Here is a 17,805-nt window from a genome sequence, read left to right on the forward strand (position 1 = left end):
GCTCTTTATTGGGCAGCTCTGATCACAACCTTCCTCGAAGCACCATCCAAGCCACTACCACCGCAGTAGCCCGTACTATCGATGGTCCAGAAATCACCTTCTGGCGATGTCACCGTCCGATAAAAAACTTCCGATCGACACCCTTGCAGGCCATTGATATTAAAGGTATCGCTGGCGGCAGGCCCTGGCCAATAATCAACTTGTGCAGGCGGGCTTCCAACTGCAGCCGAAGCCACACAGCCAGATGCTCCATTGCCTAGACAGGTTAGTTCTAGCTCTATCCCCGTTTGCGCTGCTGTAATCGCCCTAGCGCCAAGAAACTCTTGAGCTGTCACATCTTGGCTAAGCGCAAAGAAACGGCTCATACCGGCAATGATGACCGCTAATACGGTGATCACGAAGATAGCCGAGATAAGACCCAGTCCTCGCTGTTTAGATCTCAACGCAACTACAGGTAATTTATGGGACATTTCTCACCTGCACCTCAAATTGAACTCGGATACTTTCCTGCGTTGTATCCCTGCTGGTTAGTACCTGATCCTCTACAAACAGATCAAACAGGACAATGCCATTTCGAAGTAATGTCGCTTCACTGTATGTAAAGGCATCGTTATCCACAGGGCTTACGACATCACTTGCCAACAGCGCTTCCTGTGGCTCTGCTAGATTGGCAAATAAAGTTGCGCCTGTAGGCTGGGTAATCGCATAAGTGTACGCACTACCGCTTACCCCCTGAAAACGATAAAGATCACTCCCTACGACACAAAAGCTCACCGGTTCATCAACAATAAAGTAACGTTTTGAGGGGGAATCCGCGGGAAAACGATGGGTAGAGTTTAATAACACATCCACCGTGCCTGATCCTGAATCCAATGCGCTGCTGGCACTGATCATTGGGGAGATAATCGACCAACTATCCAGATCGTAGATTGGGTTTTGCCCTGCAGGTCTGCCGGGTTCATCCACGGTATTAGTATCTATCGGGTATACAGCCACACGGCCAAGATCAGGTGATGTAGCAAACGGCACGGAGCTAAATGCTGACGATGCCGAAACAGCCGTTAGCGGTACAGAGATATATCGAGAGGCCGCCAAGGCAGGTATAAACTCTAAGCAATTTCCTGAGTCACCAACACGGATACTATTAGGCAGGGCGTTTCTGATCTCGCGCGCCATACGCTCAACTGCCACACGTGCCGAAGATGAAAGCTGATCACGCCTCGTTAGATCCGCATAGCCTTGCATGGTTGAAGTAATAAAGCCTACGGTTACCAGAGAGATGATCCCCAACAGGGTAATCACGACAATTAATTCAACCAGTGTAAAACCGCTTTGACGACGCATCAGTAGTTACCCCGCAAAGCACTGAACACCACAGGGCTCTGCCCCGTATTGGCTGGAGGAGTAACGGTAACAATCACTTGTTTGACTAATTCAGAGTCAGCACCTGAGAAATAGGTGCTACCGACATAAGTCACCTGAACAGAGACTTCATAACCTTCATAAGACTGAATACCACCCGGCGTCACAAGCGCATTGAATAAACCAACCGCGCTCTCTGTTAAGCCATGGTAGTCATCAACATCATCAAACTCTTCCCGGGATTCACCATCTTTACTGGTAATTGGCGCACCAGCATTCACGCCAAATTGCGCTGCGGGCGTACAAGGATCACAAGGTGGGCTACCGCCTAAAGGCGTAAGTTCATCGTATCGGCGTGACAAAATTTCTTCGAGGTAGGCCTGCCCAAGATAGGATACTTTGGTTTGCCACATGACATCGGAACTATGGCGGGCAATGGTGCCCCAACCTGCTATCGCCGCTGTAAGAGCGATAGCAATAATCACAATGGTGATGACTACTTCAACTAGCGAGAAGCCTCGTTCAGCGACAGGTCGTTTCATAGGTATACCCTGTCAGTGAAAGGCAGTAGTCGCCATTGTCATCGGTAAATTGCAGACTGCTATCAACCTCTTGGCCGTCGTCTGGAAAGCTCGCAGCAGAATTTAGAACAACATTGTTATCAACACGGATCATATCGCCCAGTTGGTTATACATCACCACTAGGTTTTCCCCAGACGACAAACTGCCTGATTCTGAGCCCGATACAAGGGACGCGGTGTAGGATAATAACGCATCCGCTGTGATCTCAGCATTGAGCTGAGGAGGGGTAATACTGGTTGGTGGCGTTGCATCTGAAGTGTCAGAGTCAATCAACAAAGAGATCTGCCATTGTGTATCAGACGAGCGTTCTAGCACCCAGTACACAGAGGAAGCATGCTGCGCTAAAGCGGCTTTTTGCGCTAAACGTAACGAGCCCATGATGGCACTACGAAGCGCAAGCTCATCGTAACGAGCAACATTACCAATTCGAGGGATAGCAACAGCTGAGAGAATACCCAGCAGGATGATAACAACAATAATCTCGACCAGCGTAAAACCACGCTGGCGAGATTTAGAGCAGCATTGCCTAGATCGATCAGGACTGACACTGCTCATAAGGGATTTCTACTTACTGATCAGTACCAGTAACATCAACGTTACCATTACTAGAGTCATAAGTGATTACACGATCTACAGCAGGATCTACAGCAGTGTTTTGAGCACTATAAGTATAAGTACACTCAGCACCAGCACCCGCTGCTTGATAATCAATGCCATTACCTGGAGCTGGAGCACCTGTAGAAGCTACTGGACGGTTACCTTGTAAGACACTATCCCAAACTTCCACACAGTCAGCAGCTTGAAGGGCTGCTAAATTCGCAGGAGGAGAACCGTCTTCTGCAACTGGGTAGCCAGTACTGTTAACAACAACACTCACAGAACCGTCTAGCTGAACAGATGCCCCTGAAGCAGCATTTTCTACTACAGCTTTAGCTTTTGCTAACGCAACACCTGCTGCAAAACCACCTGCTGTGCCTTTAACCGCAGCATTGTGTGCATCGCCCGTAACATTGATAAATCGTGGTAAGGCAACCGCAGCCAAAATGCCCAATAGAGCAATCACTACGACTAATTCAATGATTGTAAAACCAGCTTGCTTTTTCATGGAACTCTTTGCTCCTGGGTTTATTATGTTTGCAATTATTTGATTTTTAACAAATTAGCACTCAGTTGTATAGTTAATCTGCTTGCCAATAAAATTTATATAGCGGCTTTAGAGTTGCCGCTGTGGCCAACCCTGATTTAGAGGAGCCATTTTGCAAACGAATCTCAACCCTAAACGGGATTAAATCAGCCTGCATAAAATCATTTTCTAAGTTATCTGTTCGTTTAGCCTTGTAGACCAACCAACGTTTATCGGTCACAAAATACCAATGCTCACCTGCCGCATTTGGCAATTCACTAAACGTAAGCTCACCGCCATAATTCGATGGTTTATGCTGTATCAAATCCACCGGGTTCTGCTGCGCAATATCTTCTGGTACCACAATCTGTTGCTCAGCAAACCAGTAAGCTACTTTAAGCGTGATCTGCGCCTGAATATTATCGCGACTACCTTCAAAGGAAACACGCTCAACATCTTCAATCAGCAGTTCCAAACGTTGTAGTGCAAACGCCATCAGCACTGTTATGATAAAAATTGAAACTGTTAGTTCCAATAGTGAAAAACCACTACATCTCCGTTGCAATTTTTATCCTCCCTAGCCATTAATGGTAGTACTTAACTCCCACAATGGCAGGAACACACCTAAGGCTAGTACCAATACCATAGCGCCTATAGCTATAATCAAAATAGGTTCTATCGCACTGGTTAAGTTTTTCAGGTCGTACTCTACTTCTTGTTCGTAAAAACCAGCTGCTTCTTCCAACATCTGATCTACTCGACCTGTTTCTTCACCGACCGCTAACATCTGCATCACCAAGGGGCTGAACATTTCAGTCTGATGAGCAGTTTGGGTAAAGGACTCGCCTCGCTCAATACCTTGGCGCATACCTGCAACTTTTTTACCTATATGACGATTACCAACTGCATTAGCAACGATCGACAATCCTTGTTCAATAGGCACACCCGCTTTCAATACGATACTGAAAGTACGAGAGAAGCGCCCTAAGATCACTCTGTAGAATATCGGCCCCACAATAGGAAACTTCAGTTTTCTTCGATCCCAAGTCATGCGGCCTTTTTCTGTTTTCTTCCATCGATAGAAAACAAATACGCTCAAAACGATGCCAATCAGAATGGCATACCACCAATCCACAGTGAAATCAGACAGCGTAATTAATGCTTGTGTTTGCCAAGGAACCTCACCGCCGAAACTTTCAAAAACTGATTTAAAAGCTGGGATAACAAAGATATTAATAATGGCTACAGCAGCAGAAATCGCAATCAATACAAACAACGGATAACGAGTCGCTTGTTTAATATTTTTAACAGTCTGCCTCTCTAACTCGAGGTAAGCAGCCATTTGCCTAAATGAATCATCCAACTGACCGGTGTTTTCACCTACGTGGATCATGCTGATATACAGTTCGTTAAAGACCTTAGGGTGTTTTGCTAGTGCCGAAGACAGTGCATGGCCCTTTTCAAGATCATCAGCTAACGTTGACAGCGTTTCAGTAAGCAAAGGATTCGTCACAGTATTAGCCAAACCTCGCATAGCTCGAGTAATCGGCACACCAGCTTTGGTTAAGCTGTACATCTGCCGGCTAAACATGATCAATTCATCCAGAGTTATCTTCTGGAACAGTTTGATCTGTACCTCTTTACTACCCTTTTTCTCAACGACCTTTTCAGCAACTTGAATCGTTATTGGGATAATGCCATCAGCACTTAACTGCGATGCTGCCAAAGCCGATGTGCCCGCTTCAAGCTGGCCATTCACTTCAACCCCATCACGGTTTCGCCCTCGATAACTGTAGATCGCCATAGGTTTATCTCGTTCGCTTATTCCAGTTCAAAACCGGAACTAGGTTGTGCTGGTGCTTCATCCGCAGATGGCGCATCAAGGTACATCGATTCATCTAGCTGTTCGGTAACGCGGAATACTTCTTCTAAGGAAGTAACACCTGCTATCGCCAGATCTAACGCACTATAAACGAGTGGTTTATAGTGAGGATCTGTTTTTGCTGCAATTGTGAAAGCTGCACTGTCATCACGTCTTAATGCATCAGCCATGGCATCATTGATCTCTAACAGCTCAAAAATACCGGTTCGGCCCTTGTAACCCGTATTGTTACAATAGGTACAACCGCGGCCTTTTTTAAGTTCGATATCATCCAAACCAAGCTCTTCCTGACGCTCGTTTAGCCAAAGCTGTTCCTGACCTGTTGGATGGTAGTGCTGACTACAATTTTCACAGATTTTACGAACCAAGCGCTGCGCTAGAATGCCATTTAGCGCAGACGCGGCTAGATAGCCTTCAATACCAATATCTGTCAAACGCATGGCACTGGATACGGCATCATTGGTGTGTAAGGTCGAAAGTACAAAGTGACCTGTCATTGCGGCTCGCAATGCAATCTCTGCGGTCTCTTTATCTCGAATCTCACCAACCAAAAGAATATCCGGGTCCTGACGCAAAGTTGCACGTAATACAGTGGAGAAATCCAAACCAATATTCGGCTGCACCTGCACCTGATTAATACGTGGCAAGCGGTACTCGACCGGATCTTCTACGGTAATGATCTTTTTCTGATGACTGTTTAGTTCATTCAATGCGCCATACAAAGTGGTTGTCTTACCACTACCGGTAGGGCCTGTTACCAATAAGATACCGTGAGGCTCATTAATCATCTTACGTAAACGCGGCAACATGTGATCAGGCAAGCCAACCTTATCTAAGCCGATAATTCCGCCCGACTGGTCAAGTAGACGCATTACTACCGACTCACCGAACTGAATAGGTAACGTCGAGATACGAACATCAACACTATGACCAGAAACATTGATGTTAAAGCGGCCATCTTGCGGTAGGCGCTTCTCCGAAATATTCAGAGACGCCATTAGCTTTAATCGGAGTACCAATGCAGAAGAGATACGTTTCTCTTTCATTACATGTTCATGCAACACACCATCAACACGCTGACGAATACGCAGCACCGTTTCATCTGGCTCGATATGAATATCGGAAGCACCAACCTGTACGGCGTCTTCAAATAAACTTTTCAGCAGTTTAACAACCGGAACATCTACTTCATCGGTTGCAGTAAGCGCAGCAAGATCGAAGGCATCATCGGCGATCTCTTCGTTTAGCTGATCGGCAAGGTCTTCAATATCGCTGGTTTTACGATAAAGCAGATCCATGGACTGCAGTAACTGAGCTTCTGATACCACCGCCTGTTCAATAGGCTTTGGCAAAGCTCTTTGCAACTCGTCAAACGCGAAGATGTCCATAGGATCGGACATACCCACCAAGAAGTGATCAACATCTTCTTTTAATACTAGGGCACGGAATCGACGCGCTTGAGTTTCAGGCAGACGCAGCACATCTTCTTGATTAAAGGAGTAATGGGTTAGATCAACCAGAGGAATATTAAGCTGCTGCGACAGGAACTCGAGAAACTGCTGTTCCTGAACATATCCCATGGTAACTAGCGTTTTACCCAGCTTTTGGCGCGTTTCTTTTTGGCGGCCTAGAGCTTCCATCAACTGTGGTTCGGTAATAACACCATTCTGAACTAGCAAGTCACCAATTCGGATTTTCATTTTAGGTGCAGCCATGCAGCCCCTTCCTCCTAGCGCCCAGACAGCGCTTGAACACGCTGCTGAGCATATTGTTTCAAACTACTGTCGATCGACGGAATCTGCGTTGCACTTAGATAAGCATTACGCGCATCGCGGAAACGCTGTGACTGCTCAAACGCATAACCCAATCCGACCCACCAACGAGGAACTTGATTGTTCAATTGCAAAAGCTGGTAATAGTTTTGAGCAGAATTTGTATAGTTACCATTCTGTTGATACGCACTCGCCAATAACTCATAGAACTCTGTATCTTGCTTCATCACAGGCTTATCTTTTTCCAGTAAGGAAACCGCTTGAGCCTGGTGACCTGAACTCAGCCAAATACGAGCCTGAAGCTTGCGTAAAGCAGCATCCGATGGGAACAGCACCAAGCTATCAGACAATAAGCGCTCGGCTTTCGATTGCTTACCCGTCGACAGGTACAACGTCGACAATAAACGTCGAGAAGCCAAAGATTTAGATATATGCTCCGCTATGCTTGTCAGCAGCAACGTTTCAGCATCAGCCAACTTACCTTGATTAATCAGACGTCTAGCTCGATCAGCTGACTGCTGATCCGACATTTTAGCAGTTGCTTTAGTTACAGGTTTGCTTGGCCGGGTCTTTTCAACCATAGCATCATTTGGATGCGCAACTTGTAACTCTTCTCCGGATTTAATCGCGTTAGGCTTTTTAACAACCTCTTCTACTTGTTCAGGTACTTCAATCTGCTCTTCTGAATTATTGTCTTCAGAAACCACTTCTGTCACAACAATCCTTTCTACAGGTTTTACACTTGGTTCTTTAGCCATCACACCTAAAACAAGGGTTGTCGGTGCTTGTTGGACACGGAAGGCAAATTGGCTATCTCTTTCAGTGGTAACTGTCAGTAAAGCACGATCAGACTCGGTATTAAGGTCGACGCGTTTTACTAAACCATTACTGATACTAGGCAACGCTGACTGCAAAATTGCATCATCAAAAGCGATTACGATTACATTTTCATTTTGGCTAACCACTTGTACATCAGCAGCACCATCTAGACGAACCACAAGATCGCCGCCCTGCTCTGTTCCGGCCCACTGAATTTCAGTAATTACAGCCTGAATTGGTATAACGGGTTCTACTTTAGGCTCTGCAAGAACAGGCACAGCCGGAGTTGGCGCAGCTACTTTTGTAACGGGCTGATCTGCTGTTTTGTCTGAAGATGAGGCTAATTGAACGCCATTATTTACAACCTCAGGCGACGAAGACTGATCTTTCCAAAGCAGCCAAGCAGTCATTAACAACGCACTCACCCCGATTACCCATAAAAATAATCGCGGCAAGTTATTGGGCTTATCCGCCTCAACAAATTGAGCAGCCTTAACACTCGACTGGTTACCAGGGACACTGGCAGGGCGTTCATTTCGCTGCTCCAGATCACGAAGCATATCGTTAACTAAGCTCACGAGCTAACACCTAAATAAACTAGGGTAGCCGTTGCTACAAACAATAAACCGACCAATCCCCAAATTAACGGCTGCGGATTTTTTGGAATAGATATCCCTTGAGTATCATCTATCGCTCTGGAAACATGACTGCCATCGACTTTAAGGTCGCCTTTACCATAGGCTGCCATCAACGATTTATGACTCAGAATATTAATCAAGCGCGGAGTACCTCCAGACGCTTGGGCAATTTTTTTAGCGGCATCACGTTTAAACAGTGACATTCCCTGAAAGCCCGCTCTCTGAACACGTTGATCGATATAATGTTCAACCGCTTCGCTATCCAGATGACTAAGCTCATAACTGAAAGTGATACGCTGTAGGAGCTGCCGTAAAGATTTTTTACCAAGTAGCTCATCTAATTCTGGCTGACCAAAGAGCACAACCTGAAACAGCTTTGCAGACTCAGTTTCTAAGTTAGTTAATAAGCGCAAGGCCTCAATAGTCTCTTCTGGGATAGCTTGAGCTTCATCGACCAATAACACGACTTTTCGACCCGCTTGAGCAAGTTCGATCAATTTGTGGTTAATCGCATTCAATAGATCAAAGTGTTCGACACCCGAGACATCTAAACCAATCTCTTGCGCAAAACTCTTACGAAATTCATCAGGGCTTAGATAAGGGTTTGGAATATAAGCGGTGACATATTCATCACCTTCCAACGCATTCAGGAGTTTACGGCAAAGTAAGGTTTTGCCTGTACCCACTTCGCCAACAACTTTTACAAAGCCATCACCCCCTGCCAGGGCGACCATAATTAAGTTCAACGCTTCGTGATGCGTTGGCATATTTAAAAAGAAATGCGTGTTTGGGGTCAGAGTGAACGGCAGTTCACTTAGACCAAAATGTTCAGTGTACATCCAGCACTCCTATCACATTGCTGGTGTAGATTGCAGGCTCTGGAAAGATCGCAAACTGCGCTTTAGCTCATTCTGCAAATTATCATGGTTAGCTAATACAGGCCGCAACATAATCACAAGTTCAGTTTTACTACCCGCTTGGCGCTTTTGCTTAAACAAGTTACCCACACCCGGAAGATCACCTAAACCTGGCGTTTTAGCACGTAGATCACTATCAGTAGACTTCATCAAACCGCCAATCACAATCACCTGGCCACTCTCTGCACGGACAATACTGTCCGACTCGCGAATAGAGCTTAGAGCCAATGGGATATTGAAATCATCAGTACCCACGCTGATCTGTTTTTGCTGATCTACCACTTCCGAAACGGTTGGGTGAATATGCAAAACGATATCGCCACTGGCACTGATCTGCGGGGTTACATCTAACGCAATACCCGAGAAGAAAGGCGTCAGTTCAATACTCGGTGACGATGTTGTACTCGTACCGGTCGTTGTCGTATTTTCGACTTCAGTAACAAAGAACTCATCTGTACCCACTTTGATCACAGCTTTCTGGTTATTCACGGTAGATACTCGCGGGCTCGACAGCACCTGTACATCACCCTGACTACCCAATAACTCAATTACAGCAGTAAAATCACCAATACTCAGATCAGCTTTGAAGATACCGCCGATTCCATCATCATTATTCAAACCAACAGAAGACTGGCTAAACAGAGCAGTATTGCCTTGCCCCGGCTTACCTAAAACGGACCAGTTAACACCCGCTTGGAAACCATTATTCAACGTTACTTCTAATATTTTCGCTTCAATTACTACCTGACGATGCAAGATCAGTTCAGCTTGCGCCAAATATTCACGCACAGTGGAAAGTTCACTTGGTAGCGCACGGACTACAACAACGCCTGTCTGTGGAGTTACAACAACTTTGCGGCCTTCACCAGCAACAATGGTCTCTAGCGTACTTTTTAGATTACCCCAGAAATTAGTCGAGGTTTTGGTACTAATGCGGGTACCAATCACTTCCTCGGCACTAGAGTTTTCACCTGAAGTACTGACAGAACCAGCACTTACTTGAGTATCAGATGTACCATCACGCTGAATGTCTAAATAGTTAATCTGGAACAGTTCTGTTTGTAGTGAGGCTGGCAATACTTGATATAGGTTACCTGTGCGTTCGAATTCATAACCGTATACACGCTGAACCGCCTGCATAACTTCAGCGACACTGACATTTTTTAATTCAAGCGAGATACTGCCACCGACCGCTTCATGAACGATCATGTTATACGGTGTACCTTGTACCAACCCCATGAAGAAATCTTTTGCAGGTAATGCTTCAGCCGTAATATCAAAACGCTCTTCATTAACCGCCTGACTGTTTTGTAAATCAAGCGGCGGTAAAAGAGCAGGAACAAGAGGTGGTGGCGGAGGTGCTGCAGTGACCGCTTTTTGGTTCTCTTCAATCGCTTCTTCAATCGCGGATTCACCCACTTGTTTAGTGGTCGTACCTGCAACAGGCGGAAGAGTTTGGCAGCCGCTTAAGACAAGAACACTGCCCATAGCAAGAGCATTGAAAATACGTTTCATCATTATTTCTAGCCTATTTCCCACTCTTAACTTTGCTGAAGCCTTTTCGTTCAGCTAAAGAGATCATCTGATATTCACTTCCAGTGTTCAACTTAACTCCTTTGCGGTTGATTTCGACCACTTCGGCACCATCAACCAAATCACCCTTCTGTACACGCTGACCATTAATAATTGCAGAAGGAGTTCGCTTACCAACGATTAAAGAACTGAGAACATATCCCTGCTCAGGTGTTTTTATATCACCGATAACAACATGAGTAGCCAAAGGCCTAGTTGGATCGGCAGGTAAGCGCTCGGCATAAATCGAACTACTGCCAAGCAGTGTAATTAATAAAATGACAAATTTAGGCACCTAACCACCCCGCTTCAGAGCTTAAGGTATGAACTTTGATCTTCACCTTTGCCGACGGATACTCATCAACTTTGTATTCCAATGTATCCCAAAAGAACACACCATCCAGCTGTTCTATTTTCTGCAAATAGTCATATAAACCCTGATAAGTCCCTTCCAGCTCTAATTCAAATGGATGAATAAAGATTACAGCTTGCGGACCCACAGGCTTGGTATCTTTGTCCGCATCAACTGGCGTTTCATTTAACTGTTTAGCTTCGACAGGTAGGCTTTTTGCACTAACAAGCGCAATACCTTGTTCATTGGCTAATACTGATCTCAACAAAGTCAGCATCTGATCAGGCGAAACAAGGTTAGTTGCAGCACGCTTAATATCCTGATTAGCCTCAGATAACTGAGTACGCAAACGTTTTAGCTCAGCTCTTGCCTCGACGTTAGGATCTTTCGGTTCCTGACTCTTTAGCAACTGTAAAACTCGATCTTGAGCATCGATGCTGGTTTGCATAGCTTCAATTTTACTTGGCACCTTTTGCAATACGATCATTGCAGGCTCGATTAAGAACACAAAGATCAATGCTAAAGGGGCTACTAAGCCAACTACAAGCAACATGATACGTTCACGTGCCGTTAGCTCATTCCATTTGCTGTCCCACTCCTGCCAGCGTTTATTCATAACTGCGCAACTCCGCTAAAGCATCAAAGCGCACACCACTACCTTCAGCGTTTACAGTTAGCCTATTAACATTCATACCTTGGAATTCTTCAGTACTAGCAATCGATTCAATCATGGAAGCAACTGACGGGCCATCGACAGCACCACCACCCAAAGTAAAACTACGGTTATTATTATCAAGTACGAACTGACTTAACCAACTTTCCGTTAATGAAGCATCAGCCAGGGCATAGAGATAAGACGAGAAATTAACACTCTGAGCTGGTTGCACTTTATGCAATAAGCTTTGTAACGCTTTCCGTGCAGCAATCTCATCTTTTAAACGCTGCTGTTCAGCCAAAATTTCTGGCTGTACTTGGAGACTACTAAAGCGTGCTTGCTCCGCAGAAACCGCTTCATCGATCTTAACTTTGTCGTTCTGAAGCTTAGCGAACGTGCTTTCCTGTTCAGATGCATACCAGTTCAATCCGAGCCCACATAACAGAACAACCGTAATGACTGCTATAGCAACTGTGACACTACCTTGCAGGCTTAAGAGTTCGAATTTCTTTTTCGACTTGTGAGGGTTATAGAGGTTAATTCGCTGTTTCACTTAACCACCTCAGCTTCAGCAAACTCAGTTCTTAGTGCCGCCGCAATAGCTATAGTAGCCTGTGTTTGGAGAGATTCTGTAAGATCGATCTGGGATGAAATAAGATTATTGAGATCTAATGAGTGTATATCAAGCGCTAGACTGTACCGTAACTCATTCATTAGCGGCGATTCATCTGCCTGCATAGGCATGACAAGGAGGCGCACGCAGGGCGGTTTACCTACTTGGCTTTCGTAGTAATCAAGAGAGCGCTGAAGTTCGAGTACAGCAGCTGAAGCATTTTCAGGGGCTGACGTATGACAGTAGCCAAGATTACGGGTGAAATATAAAGCGCCATCAGAGAGAAGATTAATCGAACTGCCCTCTTCACCAATATTAAATACCGCTAACCCAGATTCACTATCTGCAAGATCTTCGGTTAGATTAAGTAACGCTAACTCAGGAACATCAACGGCTGTAACATCTAGACCGATTTCTTTAGACCACTCAACCCAAAGGTCAACCTTAGCCTGCTCGGCGGCTACTGCATAAACCATACGACTGCGGCTACGGTAGGCGTCGTCTGGTAGTTCGATATAATCAATTACTGCTTGTTCCACATCGAAGGTGATCAAATCTTTGATACGCCAACGCAAAGCTTCAGCAAGCTCTTCGTCTGGCACTTCAGGGCGCTCTACAAGATGGATCTGATAGCTAGATTCCGGCAAAACTAAGGAAGTTTTCGTACCCAGAAGGTTATTCGCTTCTATCAAATTCCTGAAACGTTTGGGCTCAACTAAAGGGTTAGTCGATGCGCTGTACTCACAGCAGGTAAGTTCTGGCTGAGTATTACCATCTCGAACATGTGCAAAAGAAACCCCCCCCTTATTAATCACTAGGGAAGTTAAACCGTTTTCCGCAGACTTTTTCTTAAGAAATGAAAGCAAGCGTTAACTCCTGCACTATTCGCTTAATTCTCTAACAATAAATCTACCGAGCTGAAACGATCGCTTCAATCGGAAAGCCCAAGATTAATGATTAAGTAAACATTCAGTAATCCTGTCGGCCATACAAGGAATAACTTAACAGAATCTATATGAATAAGCTGCCCTATGACGTTGTTTTATCAGATTTTAGATGAGAAATAGTAACTTAATAACATAAGAATTTTTTAACAATGACTCACCAATTGACGTAAGGACTGAACCAGATTCGGTCTAGTCGCGATTTGCAACACAACTAGACCGACAAAACTTAACCGACGATACAAACACCGTGATCAACATAATGTATCTGGCCTGTAACACCTTCAGAGAGAGGCGACATAAAGTAAAGGCAAGAATTACCAACTTCTTCGATTGTCGGCAGCTTACCATCACAAGCCATTTCTTCATTATGCTGAAGCATTGCATCAAAATCTTTAATACCACCGGCAGCACGCGTTGCGATTGTACCCGGTGAAATAGAGTTAACACGGATTTGTTGAGGGCCAAGATCTCTGGCTAAATAGCGTGTAGCTGCTTCCAAAGCAGCTTTTGCGCAACCCATGATATTGTAATCACCAGTCGCCAATGCACTTCCTAGATAAGAAAAGTTCACTAGAGAACCGCCATTCTTCATTAAGCCTTTAGCACGCGAAGCCATATCAATAAAGGAATAGCACGATATATCCATCGCCTGTAAGAATCCTGTACGTGAACACTCAGATATAGGAGCATGTAAATCTTCTAAAGGACAGAAAGCTAAAGAGTGAATCACACCATCTAACTCACCCCATTTAGATTCAATCTCAGAGAACACTGCATCCATCTGCTCAGGAGAAGAAACATCCAGAGGCATAAAGATATCAGCTTCTAGCTCCTCAGCTAACGGGCTTACAAAGCGCTCTGCTTTATCGTTTAAATAAGTAATGGCTAACTCTGCTCCTTGTGCCTTTAGAGCTTTAGCACAGCCATACGCAATACTTTTATCATTAGCGATACCAACAACAAGTATTTTCTTACCCGCCATTAACAAGTTAGACATTCATATATCCTTTCAAATAATCGAAACTGATTCCTATTTTACGCATACGCACAATACAAATATATGACGATACCGGTAAACAGGTCGGTAAGAAATAACTCGTTGATCTGAGGCAATGAAGGACAGCTAAGGACAGCATTCAGTTTAATTAAGACAACTCATCCTGACGGGCTTATCTGCTTCAAGCAAGCACTATCCACTCTTAACCGTATTTTATAGCCCAACACGAAAAAACCCCGATCACAGTGTGACCGGGGTTTTCTCTTAATTAAATGCTTGGCGATGACCTACTCTCACATGGGGAAGCCCCACACTACCATCGGCGATGTTGCGTTTCACGTCTGAGTTCGGGATGGATTCAGGTGGTTCCACAACTCTATGGTCGCCAAGCAAAACTGTTACAACTTAGATCTGATTCTTCTTTTATTTGATCTAGATAGTTTATCGACTGTAGCTTAACTACGCGCTAATTCGTTACTCTCTATCGTCTTACGTATCTTACAAGTCACTTGCCAAACGCCTTGGGCGTTATATGGTCAAGCCTCACGGGCAATTAGTATTGGTTAGCTCAACGCCTCACAGCGCTTCCACACCCAACCTATCAACGTCGTAGTCTTCAACGGCCCTTTAGGGGAATCAAGTTCCCAGTGAGATCTCATCTTGAAGGAGGCTTCCCGCTTAGATGCTTTCAGCGGTTATCCCGTCCGAACGTAGCTACCCGGCAATGCAATTGGCATCACAACCGGTACACCAGAGGTTCGTTCACTCCGGTCCTCTCGTACTAGGAGCAACTCTTCTCAAATCTCAAACGCCCACGGCAGATAGGGACCGAACTGTCTCACGACGTTCTAAACCCAGCTCGCGTACCACTTTAAATGGCGAACAGCCATACCCTTGGGACCGGCTTCAGCCCCAGGATGTGATGAGCCGACATCGAGGTGCCAAACACCGCCGTCGATGTGAACTCTTGGGCGGTATCAGCCTGTTATCCCCGGAGTACCTTTTATCCGTTGAGCGATGGCCCTTCCATACAGAACCACCGGATCACTAGAACCTACTTTCGTACCTGCTCGACGTGTCTGTCTCGCAGTCAAGCACCCTTCTACTCTTGCGCTCATTGCATGATTTCCGACCATGCTGAGGGTACCTTCGTGCTCCTCCGTTACTCTTTGGGAGGAGACCGCCCCAGTCAAACTACCCACCACACAATGTCCCCGATCCCGCTTAGGGAACTGGGTTAGAACCTCAACATTACCAGGCTGGTATTTCAAAGGTGGCTCCACCCTATCTGGCGACAGGGTTTCAAAGCCTCCCAGCTATTCTACACAAGTAATGTCAAAGTCCACTGTGAAGCTGTAGTAAAGGTTCACGGGGTCTTTCCGTCTAGCCGCGGGTAAACTGCATCTTAACAGCTATTTCAATTTCACTGAGTCTCGGGTGGAGACAGTGTGGCCATCGTTACGCCATTCGTGCAGGTCGGAACTTACCCGACAAGGAATTTCGCTACCTTAGGACCGTTATAGTTACGGCCGCCGTTTACCGGGGCTTCGATCAAGAGCTTCGCGCAAGCGCTAACCCCATCAATTAACCTTCCGGCACCGGGCAGGCGTCACACCCTATACGTCCTCTTTCGAGTTTGCAGAGTGCTATGTTTTTAATAAACAGTCGCAGCCACCTGGTATCTTCGACCGGCCTCAGCTTAGGGAGCAAGTCCCATCACCAAAACCGGCGCACCTTCTCCCGAAGTTACGGTGCCATTTTGCCTAGTTCCTTCACCCGAGTTTTCTCATACGCCTTAGTATTCTCTACCTGACCACCTGTGTCGGTTTAGGGTACGGTTAGTCATAACCTGAAGCTTAGAGGATTTTCCTGGAAGCATGGCATCAACTACTTCAGTCCATAAAGGACCTCGTCATCGATTCTCGGTCTTAAAAGAGCCCGGATTTACCTAAGCTCTAAACCTACTATCTTAAACGCGGACAACCAACGCCGCGCTAGCCTAGCCTTCTCCGTCCCCCCATCGCAGTTATGAGCAGTACAGGAATATTAACCTGTTTCCCATCGGATACGCTCTTCAGCCTCTCCTTAGGGGCCGACTCACCCTACCTCGAATAGCGTTGGATAGGAACCCTTGGTCTTCCGGCGGGGAGGGTTTTCACCTCCCTTATCGTTACTCATGTCAGCATTCGCACTTCTGATACCTCCACGGTGCCTTACAGCTTCCGCTTCAACAGCTTACAGAACGCTCCTCTACCATGCACAAAGTGCATCCGTAGCTTCGGTGTTATGCTTAGCCCCGTTATATCTTCCGCGCGGGCCGACTCGACTAGTGAGCTATTACGCTTTCTTTAAAGGGTGGCTGCTTCTAAGCCAACCTCCTAGCTGTCTAAGCCTTCCCACATCGTTTCCCACTTAGCATAAACTTTGGGACCTTAGCTGACGGTCTGGGTTGTTTCCCTTTCCACGACGGACGTTAGCACCCGCCGTGTGTCTCCCGTGATTGAACTCATGGGTATTCGGAGTTTGCATCGGGTTGGTAAGTCGGGATGACCCCCTAGCCGAAACAGTGCTCTACCCCCCATGGTTAGACACGAGGCACTACCTAAATAGTTTTCGAGGAGAACCAGCTATCTCCGAGTTTGATTAGCCTTTCACTCCTATCCACAAGTCATCCGCTGGCTTTTCAACGACAGTCGGTTCGGTCCTCCAATGCATGTTACTGCATCTTCAACCTGCCCATGGATAGATCACTCGGTTTCGGGTCTACTCCTAGCGACTGGACGCCCTATTAAGACTCGGTTTCCCTACGGCTCCGCAAATGCTTAACCTTGCCACTAAAAGTAAGTCGCTGACCCATTATACAAAAGGTACGCAGTCACCGTCCGAAAACGGCTCCCACTGCTTGTACGTACACGGTTTCAGGGTCTATTTCACTCCCCTCACAGGGGTTCTTTTCGCCTTTCCCTCACGGTACTGGTTCACTATCGGTCAGTCAGGAGTATTTAGCCTTGGAGGATGGTCCCCCCATATTCAGACAGCGTTTCACGTGTGCCGTCCTACTCGATTTCACTTTAAAAGACCTTTCACATACGGGGCTATCACCCACTATGGCCACACTTTCCAGAGTGTTCTGTTAAATCTAATAAAGCTTAAGGGCTAGTCCCCGTTCGCTCGCCGCTACTTAGGGAATCTCGGTTGATTTCTTTTCCTCTGGGTACTTAGATGTTTCAGTTCCCCAGGTTCGCCTCTAATAACCTATGTATTCAGTTAAAAGATACCTATAAATAGGTGGGTTTCCCCATTCGGAAATGTCCGGATCAAAGGTTGTTTACCACCTCCCCGAACCTTATCGCAGGTTACAACGTCCTTCATCGCCTCTGACTGCCAAGGCATCCACCGTGCACGCTTAGTCACTTGACCATATAACCCGAAGGCGTCTGGAATCACAGTAACTTGTATTGCTAGTAACGATAGATTTCGCCGAATTGGCGCATGCAGTAAAACTACATGTCTTAAATCTAAATCAAATGAATCAAATCCAAATTGTTAAAGAGCGTTTAAAGCAAAAAAGCTT

16 protein-coding genes, 2 rRNA genes and 1 pseudogene are annotated in these 17,805 nt (G+C 45.8%); all 19 read right to left on the reverse strand.

What is annotated here, in order from left to right; all coding sequences use genetic code 11:
• Positions 1-5: 5 nt before the first annotated feature.
• Positions 6-470, reverse strand: a complete 465-nt coding sequence (locus tag ACMXYS_RS16770) for a hypothetical protein (RefSeq protein WP_415882845.1) — start codon at positions 468-470, stop codon at positions 6-8.
• The gene (locus ACMXYS_RS16775) at positions 460-1,344 is read right to left on the reverse strand and encodes a type II secretion system protein J (protein ID WP_415897172.1); all 885 of its coding nucleotides are present in this window, start codon (positions 1,342-1,344) and stop codon (positions 460-462) included. Before ACMXYS_RS16775 ends, ACMXYS_RS16770 begins: the two co-directional genes overlap by 11 nt.
• On the reverse strand, positions 1,344-1,904 hold the full coding sequence (locus ACMXYS_RS16780; protein ID WP_415882847.1) for a prepilin-type N-terminal cleavage/methylation domain-containing protein: 561 nt from the start codon (positions 1,902-1,904) through the stop codon (positions 1,344-1,346). The genes ACMXYS_RS16775 and ACMXYS_RS16780 overlap by 1 nt, the downstream gene beginning before the upstream one ends.
• Complete coding sequence (locus ACMXYS_RS16785; RefSeq protein WP_415897173.1) at positions 1,885-2,499, reverse strand: prepilin-type N-terminal cleavage/methylation domain-containing protein; 615 nt, start codon at positions 2,497-2,499, stop codon at positions 1,885-1,887. Before ACMXYS_RS16785 ends, ACMXYS_RS16780 begins: the two co-directional genes overlap by 20 nt.
• A 13-nt stretch (positions 2,500-2,512) precedes the next feature.
• A complete protein-coding gene (locus ACMXYS_RS16790; RefSeq protein WP_415897174.1) occupies positions 2,513-3,049 on the reverse strand; it encodes a Tfp pilus assembly protein FimT/FimU in 537 nt (178 codons plus the stop codon).
• Between the two features lie 73 nt (positions 3,050-3,122).
• The gene (locus tag ACMXYS_RS16795) at positions 3,123-3,563 is read right to left on the reverse strand and encodes a hypothetical protein (RefSeq protein WP_415884699.1); all 441 of its coding nucleotides are present in this window, start codon (positions 3,561-3,563) and stop codon (positions 3,123-3,125) included.
• A 15-nt stretch (positions 3,564-3,578) separates the two neighbouring features.
• A pseudogene (locus ACMXYS_RS16800) lies at positions 3,579-3,632 on the reverse strand (hypothetical protein); the annotation flags it as partial.
• A 12-nt stretch (positions 3,633-3,644) separates the two neighbouring features.
• Complete coding sequence (locus ACMXYS_RS16805) at positions 3,645-4,871, reverse strand: type II secretion system F family protein (protein ID WP_415882850.1); 1,227 nt, start codon at positions 4,869-4,871, stop codon at positions 3,645-3,647.
• Positions 4,872-4,888: 17 nt separating this feature from the next.
• Positions 4,889-6,664 (reverse strand): GspE/PulE family protein, encoded by a 1,776-nt coding sequence (locus ACMXYS_RS16810; RefSeq protein WP_415897175.1) that lies wholly within the window; start codon positions 6,662-6,664, stop codon positions 4,889-4,891.
• Between the two features lie 14 nt (positions 6,665-6,678).
• Entirely contained in the window at positions 6,679-8,118 is a 1,440-nt protein-coding gene (locus ACMXYS_RS16815) for a tetratricopeptide repeat protein (RefSeq protein WP_415897176.1), read from the reverse strand.
• A complete protein-coding gene (locus tag ACMXYS_RS16820) occupies positions 8,115-9,017 on the reverse strand; it encodes an ExeA family protein (RefSeq protein ID WP_415882853.1) in 903 nt (300 codons plus the stop codon). Before ACMXYS_RS16820 ends, ACMXYS_RS16815 begins: the two co-directional genes overlap by 4 nt.
• 12 nt (positions 9,018-9,029) lie before the next feature.
• Positions 9,030-10,613: a pilus (MSHA type) biogenesis protein MshL gene (gene mshL / locus ACMXYS_RS16825; RefSeq protein ID WP_415882854.1), complete on the reverse strand. Its 1,584-nt coding sequence runs from the start codon at positions 10,611-10,613 to the stop codon at positions 9,030-9,032.
• A gap of 10 nt (positions 10,614-10,623) precedes the next feature.
• Entirely contained in the window at positions 10,624-10,962 is a 339-nt protein-coding gene (locus tag ACMXYS_RS16830; protein ID WP_415882855.1) for a hypothetical protein, read from the reverse strand.
• Positions 10,955-11,635 (reverse strand): type II secretion system protein GspM, encoded by a 681-nt coding sequence (gspM, locus tag ACMXYS_RS16835; RefSeq protein WP_415882856.1) that lies wholly within the window; start codon positions 11,633-11,635, stop codon positions 10,955-10,957. The genes ACMXYS_RS16830 and gspM overlap by 8 nt, the downstream gene beginning before the upstream one ends.
• Positions 11,628-12,227 carry a hypothetical protein gene (locus ACMXYS_RS16840; protein ID WP_415882857.1) on the reverse strand — a complete coding sequence of 200 codons (600 nt, stop codon included), beginning with the start codon at positions 12,225-12,227 and terminating at the stop codon, positions 11,628-11,630. Before ACMXYS_RS16840 ends, gspM begins: the two co-directional genes overlap by 8 nt.
• Positions 12,224-13,153, reverse strand: coding sequence for a pilus assembly protein PilM (pilM, locus tag ACMXYS_RS16845; protein WP_415897177.1), 930 nt, complete (start codon positions 13,151-13,153; stop codon positions 12,224-12,226). Before pilM ends, ACMXYS_RS16840 begins: the two co-directional genes overlap by 4 nt.
• Before the next feature lie 307 nt (positions 13,154-13,460).
• Positions 13,461-14,231: an enoyl-ACP reductase FabI gene (fabI, locus tag ACMXYS_RS16850; RefSeq protein WP_415882859.1), complete on the reverse strand. Its 771-nt coding sequence runs from the start codon at positions 14,229-14,231 to the stop codon at positions 13,461-13,463.
• Positions 14,232-14,505: 274 nt separating this feature from the next.
• Positions 14,506-14,621, reverse strand: a 5S ribosomal RNA gene (gene rrf / locus ACMXYS_RS16855).
• 142 nt (positions 14,622-14,763) lie between these two features.
• Positions 14,764-17,651: ribosomal RNA gene (locus ACMXYS_RS16860) — 23S ribosomal RNA — on the reverse strand.
• Between the last annotated feature and the right edge of the window lie 154 nt (positions 17,652-17,805).

The organism is Neptuniibacter sp. QD57_21, from assembly GCF_047778075.1.
Taxonomy (GTDB): Bacteria; Pseudomonadota; Gammaproteobacteria; order Pseudomonadales; family Balneatricaceae; genus Neptuniibacter.

Coding starts and splice junctions, on each gene's coding strand:
- ACMXYS_RS16770 (WP_415882845.1), bottom strand. CDS start 470: ATGTCCCATAAATTACCTGTAGTTGCGTTGAGATCTAAACAGCGAGGA.
- ACMXYS_RS16775 (WP_415897172.1), bottom strand. CDS start 1,344: ATGCGTCGTCAAAGCGGTTTTACACTGGTTGAATTAATTGTCGTGATT.
- ACMXYS_RS16780 (WP_415882847.1), bottom strand. CDS start 1,904: ATGAAACGACCTGTCGCTGAACGAGGCTTCTCGCTAGTTGAAGTAGTC.
- ACMXYS_RS16785 (WP_415897173.1), bottom strand. CDS start 2,499: ATGAGCAGTGTCAGTCCTGATCGATCTAGGCAATGCTGCTCTAAATCT.
- ACMXYS_RS16790 (WP_415897174.1), bottom strand. CDS start 3,049: ATGAAAAAGCAAGCTGGTTTTACAATCATTGAATTAGTCGTAGTGATT.
- ACMXYS_RS16795 (WP_415884699.1), bottom strand. CDS start 3,563: ATGGCGTTTGCACTACAACGTTTGGAACTGCTGATTGAAGATGTTGAG.
- ACMXYS_RS16805 (WP_415882850.1), bottom strand. CDS start 4,871: ATGGCGATCTACAGTTATCGAGGGCGAAACCGTGATGGGGTTGAAGTG.
- ACMXYS_RS16810 (WP_415897175.1), bottom strand. CDS start 6,664: ATGGCTGCACCTAAAATGAAAATCCGAATTGGTGACTTGCTAGTTCAG.
- ACMXYS_RS16820 (WP_415882853.1), bottom strand. CDS start 9,017: ATGTACACTGAACATTTTGGTCTAAGTGAACTGCCGTTCACTCTGACC.
- mshL (WP_415882854.1), bottom strand. CDS start 10,613: ATGATGAAACGTATTTTCAATGCTCTTGCTATGGGCAGTGTTCTTGTC.
- gspM (WP_415882856.1), bottom strand. CDS start 11,635: ATGAATAAACGCTGGCAGGAGTGGGACAGCAAATGGAATGAGCTAACG.
- fabI (WP_415882859.1), bottom strand. CDS start 14,231: ATGTCTAACTTGTTAATGGCGGGTAAGAAAATACTTGTTGTTGGTATC.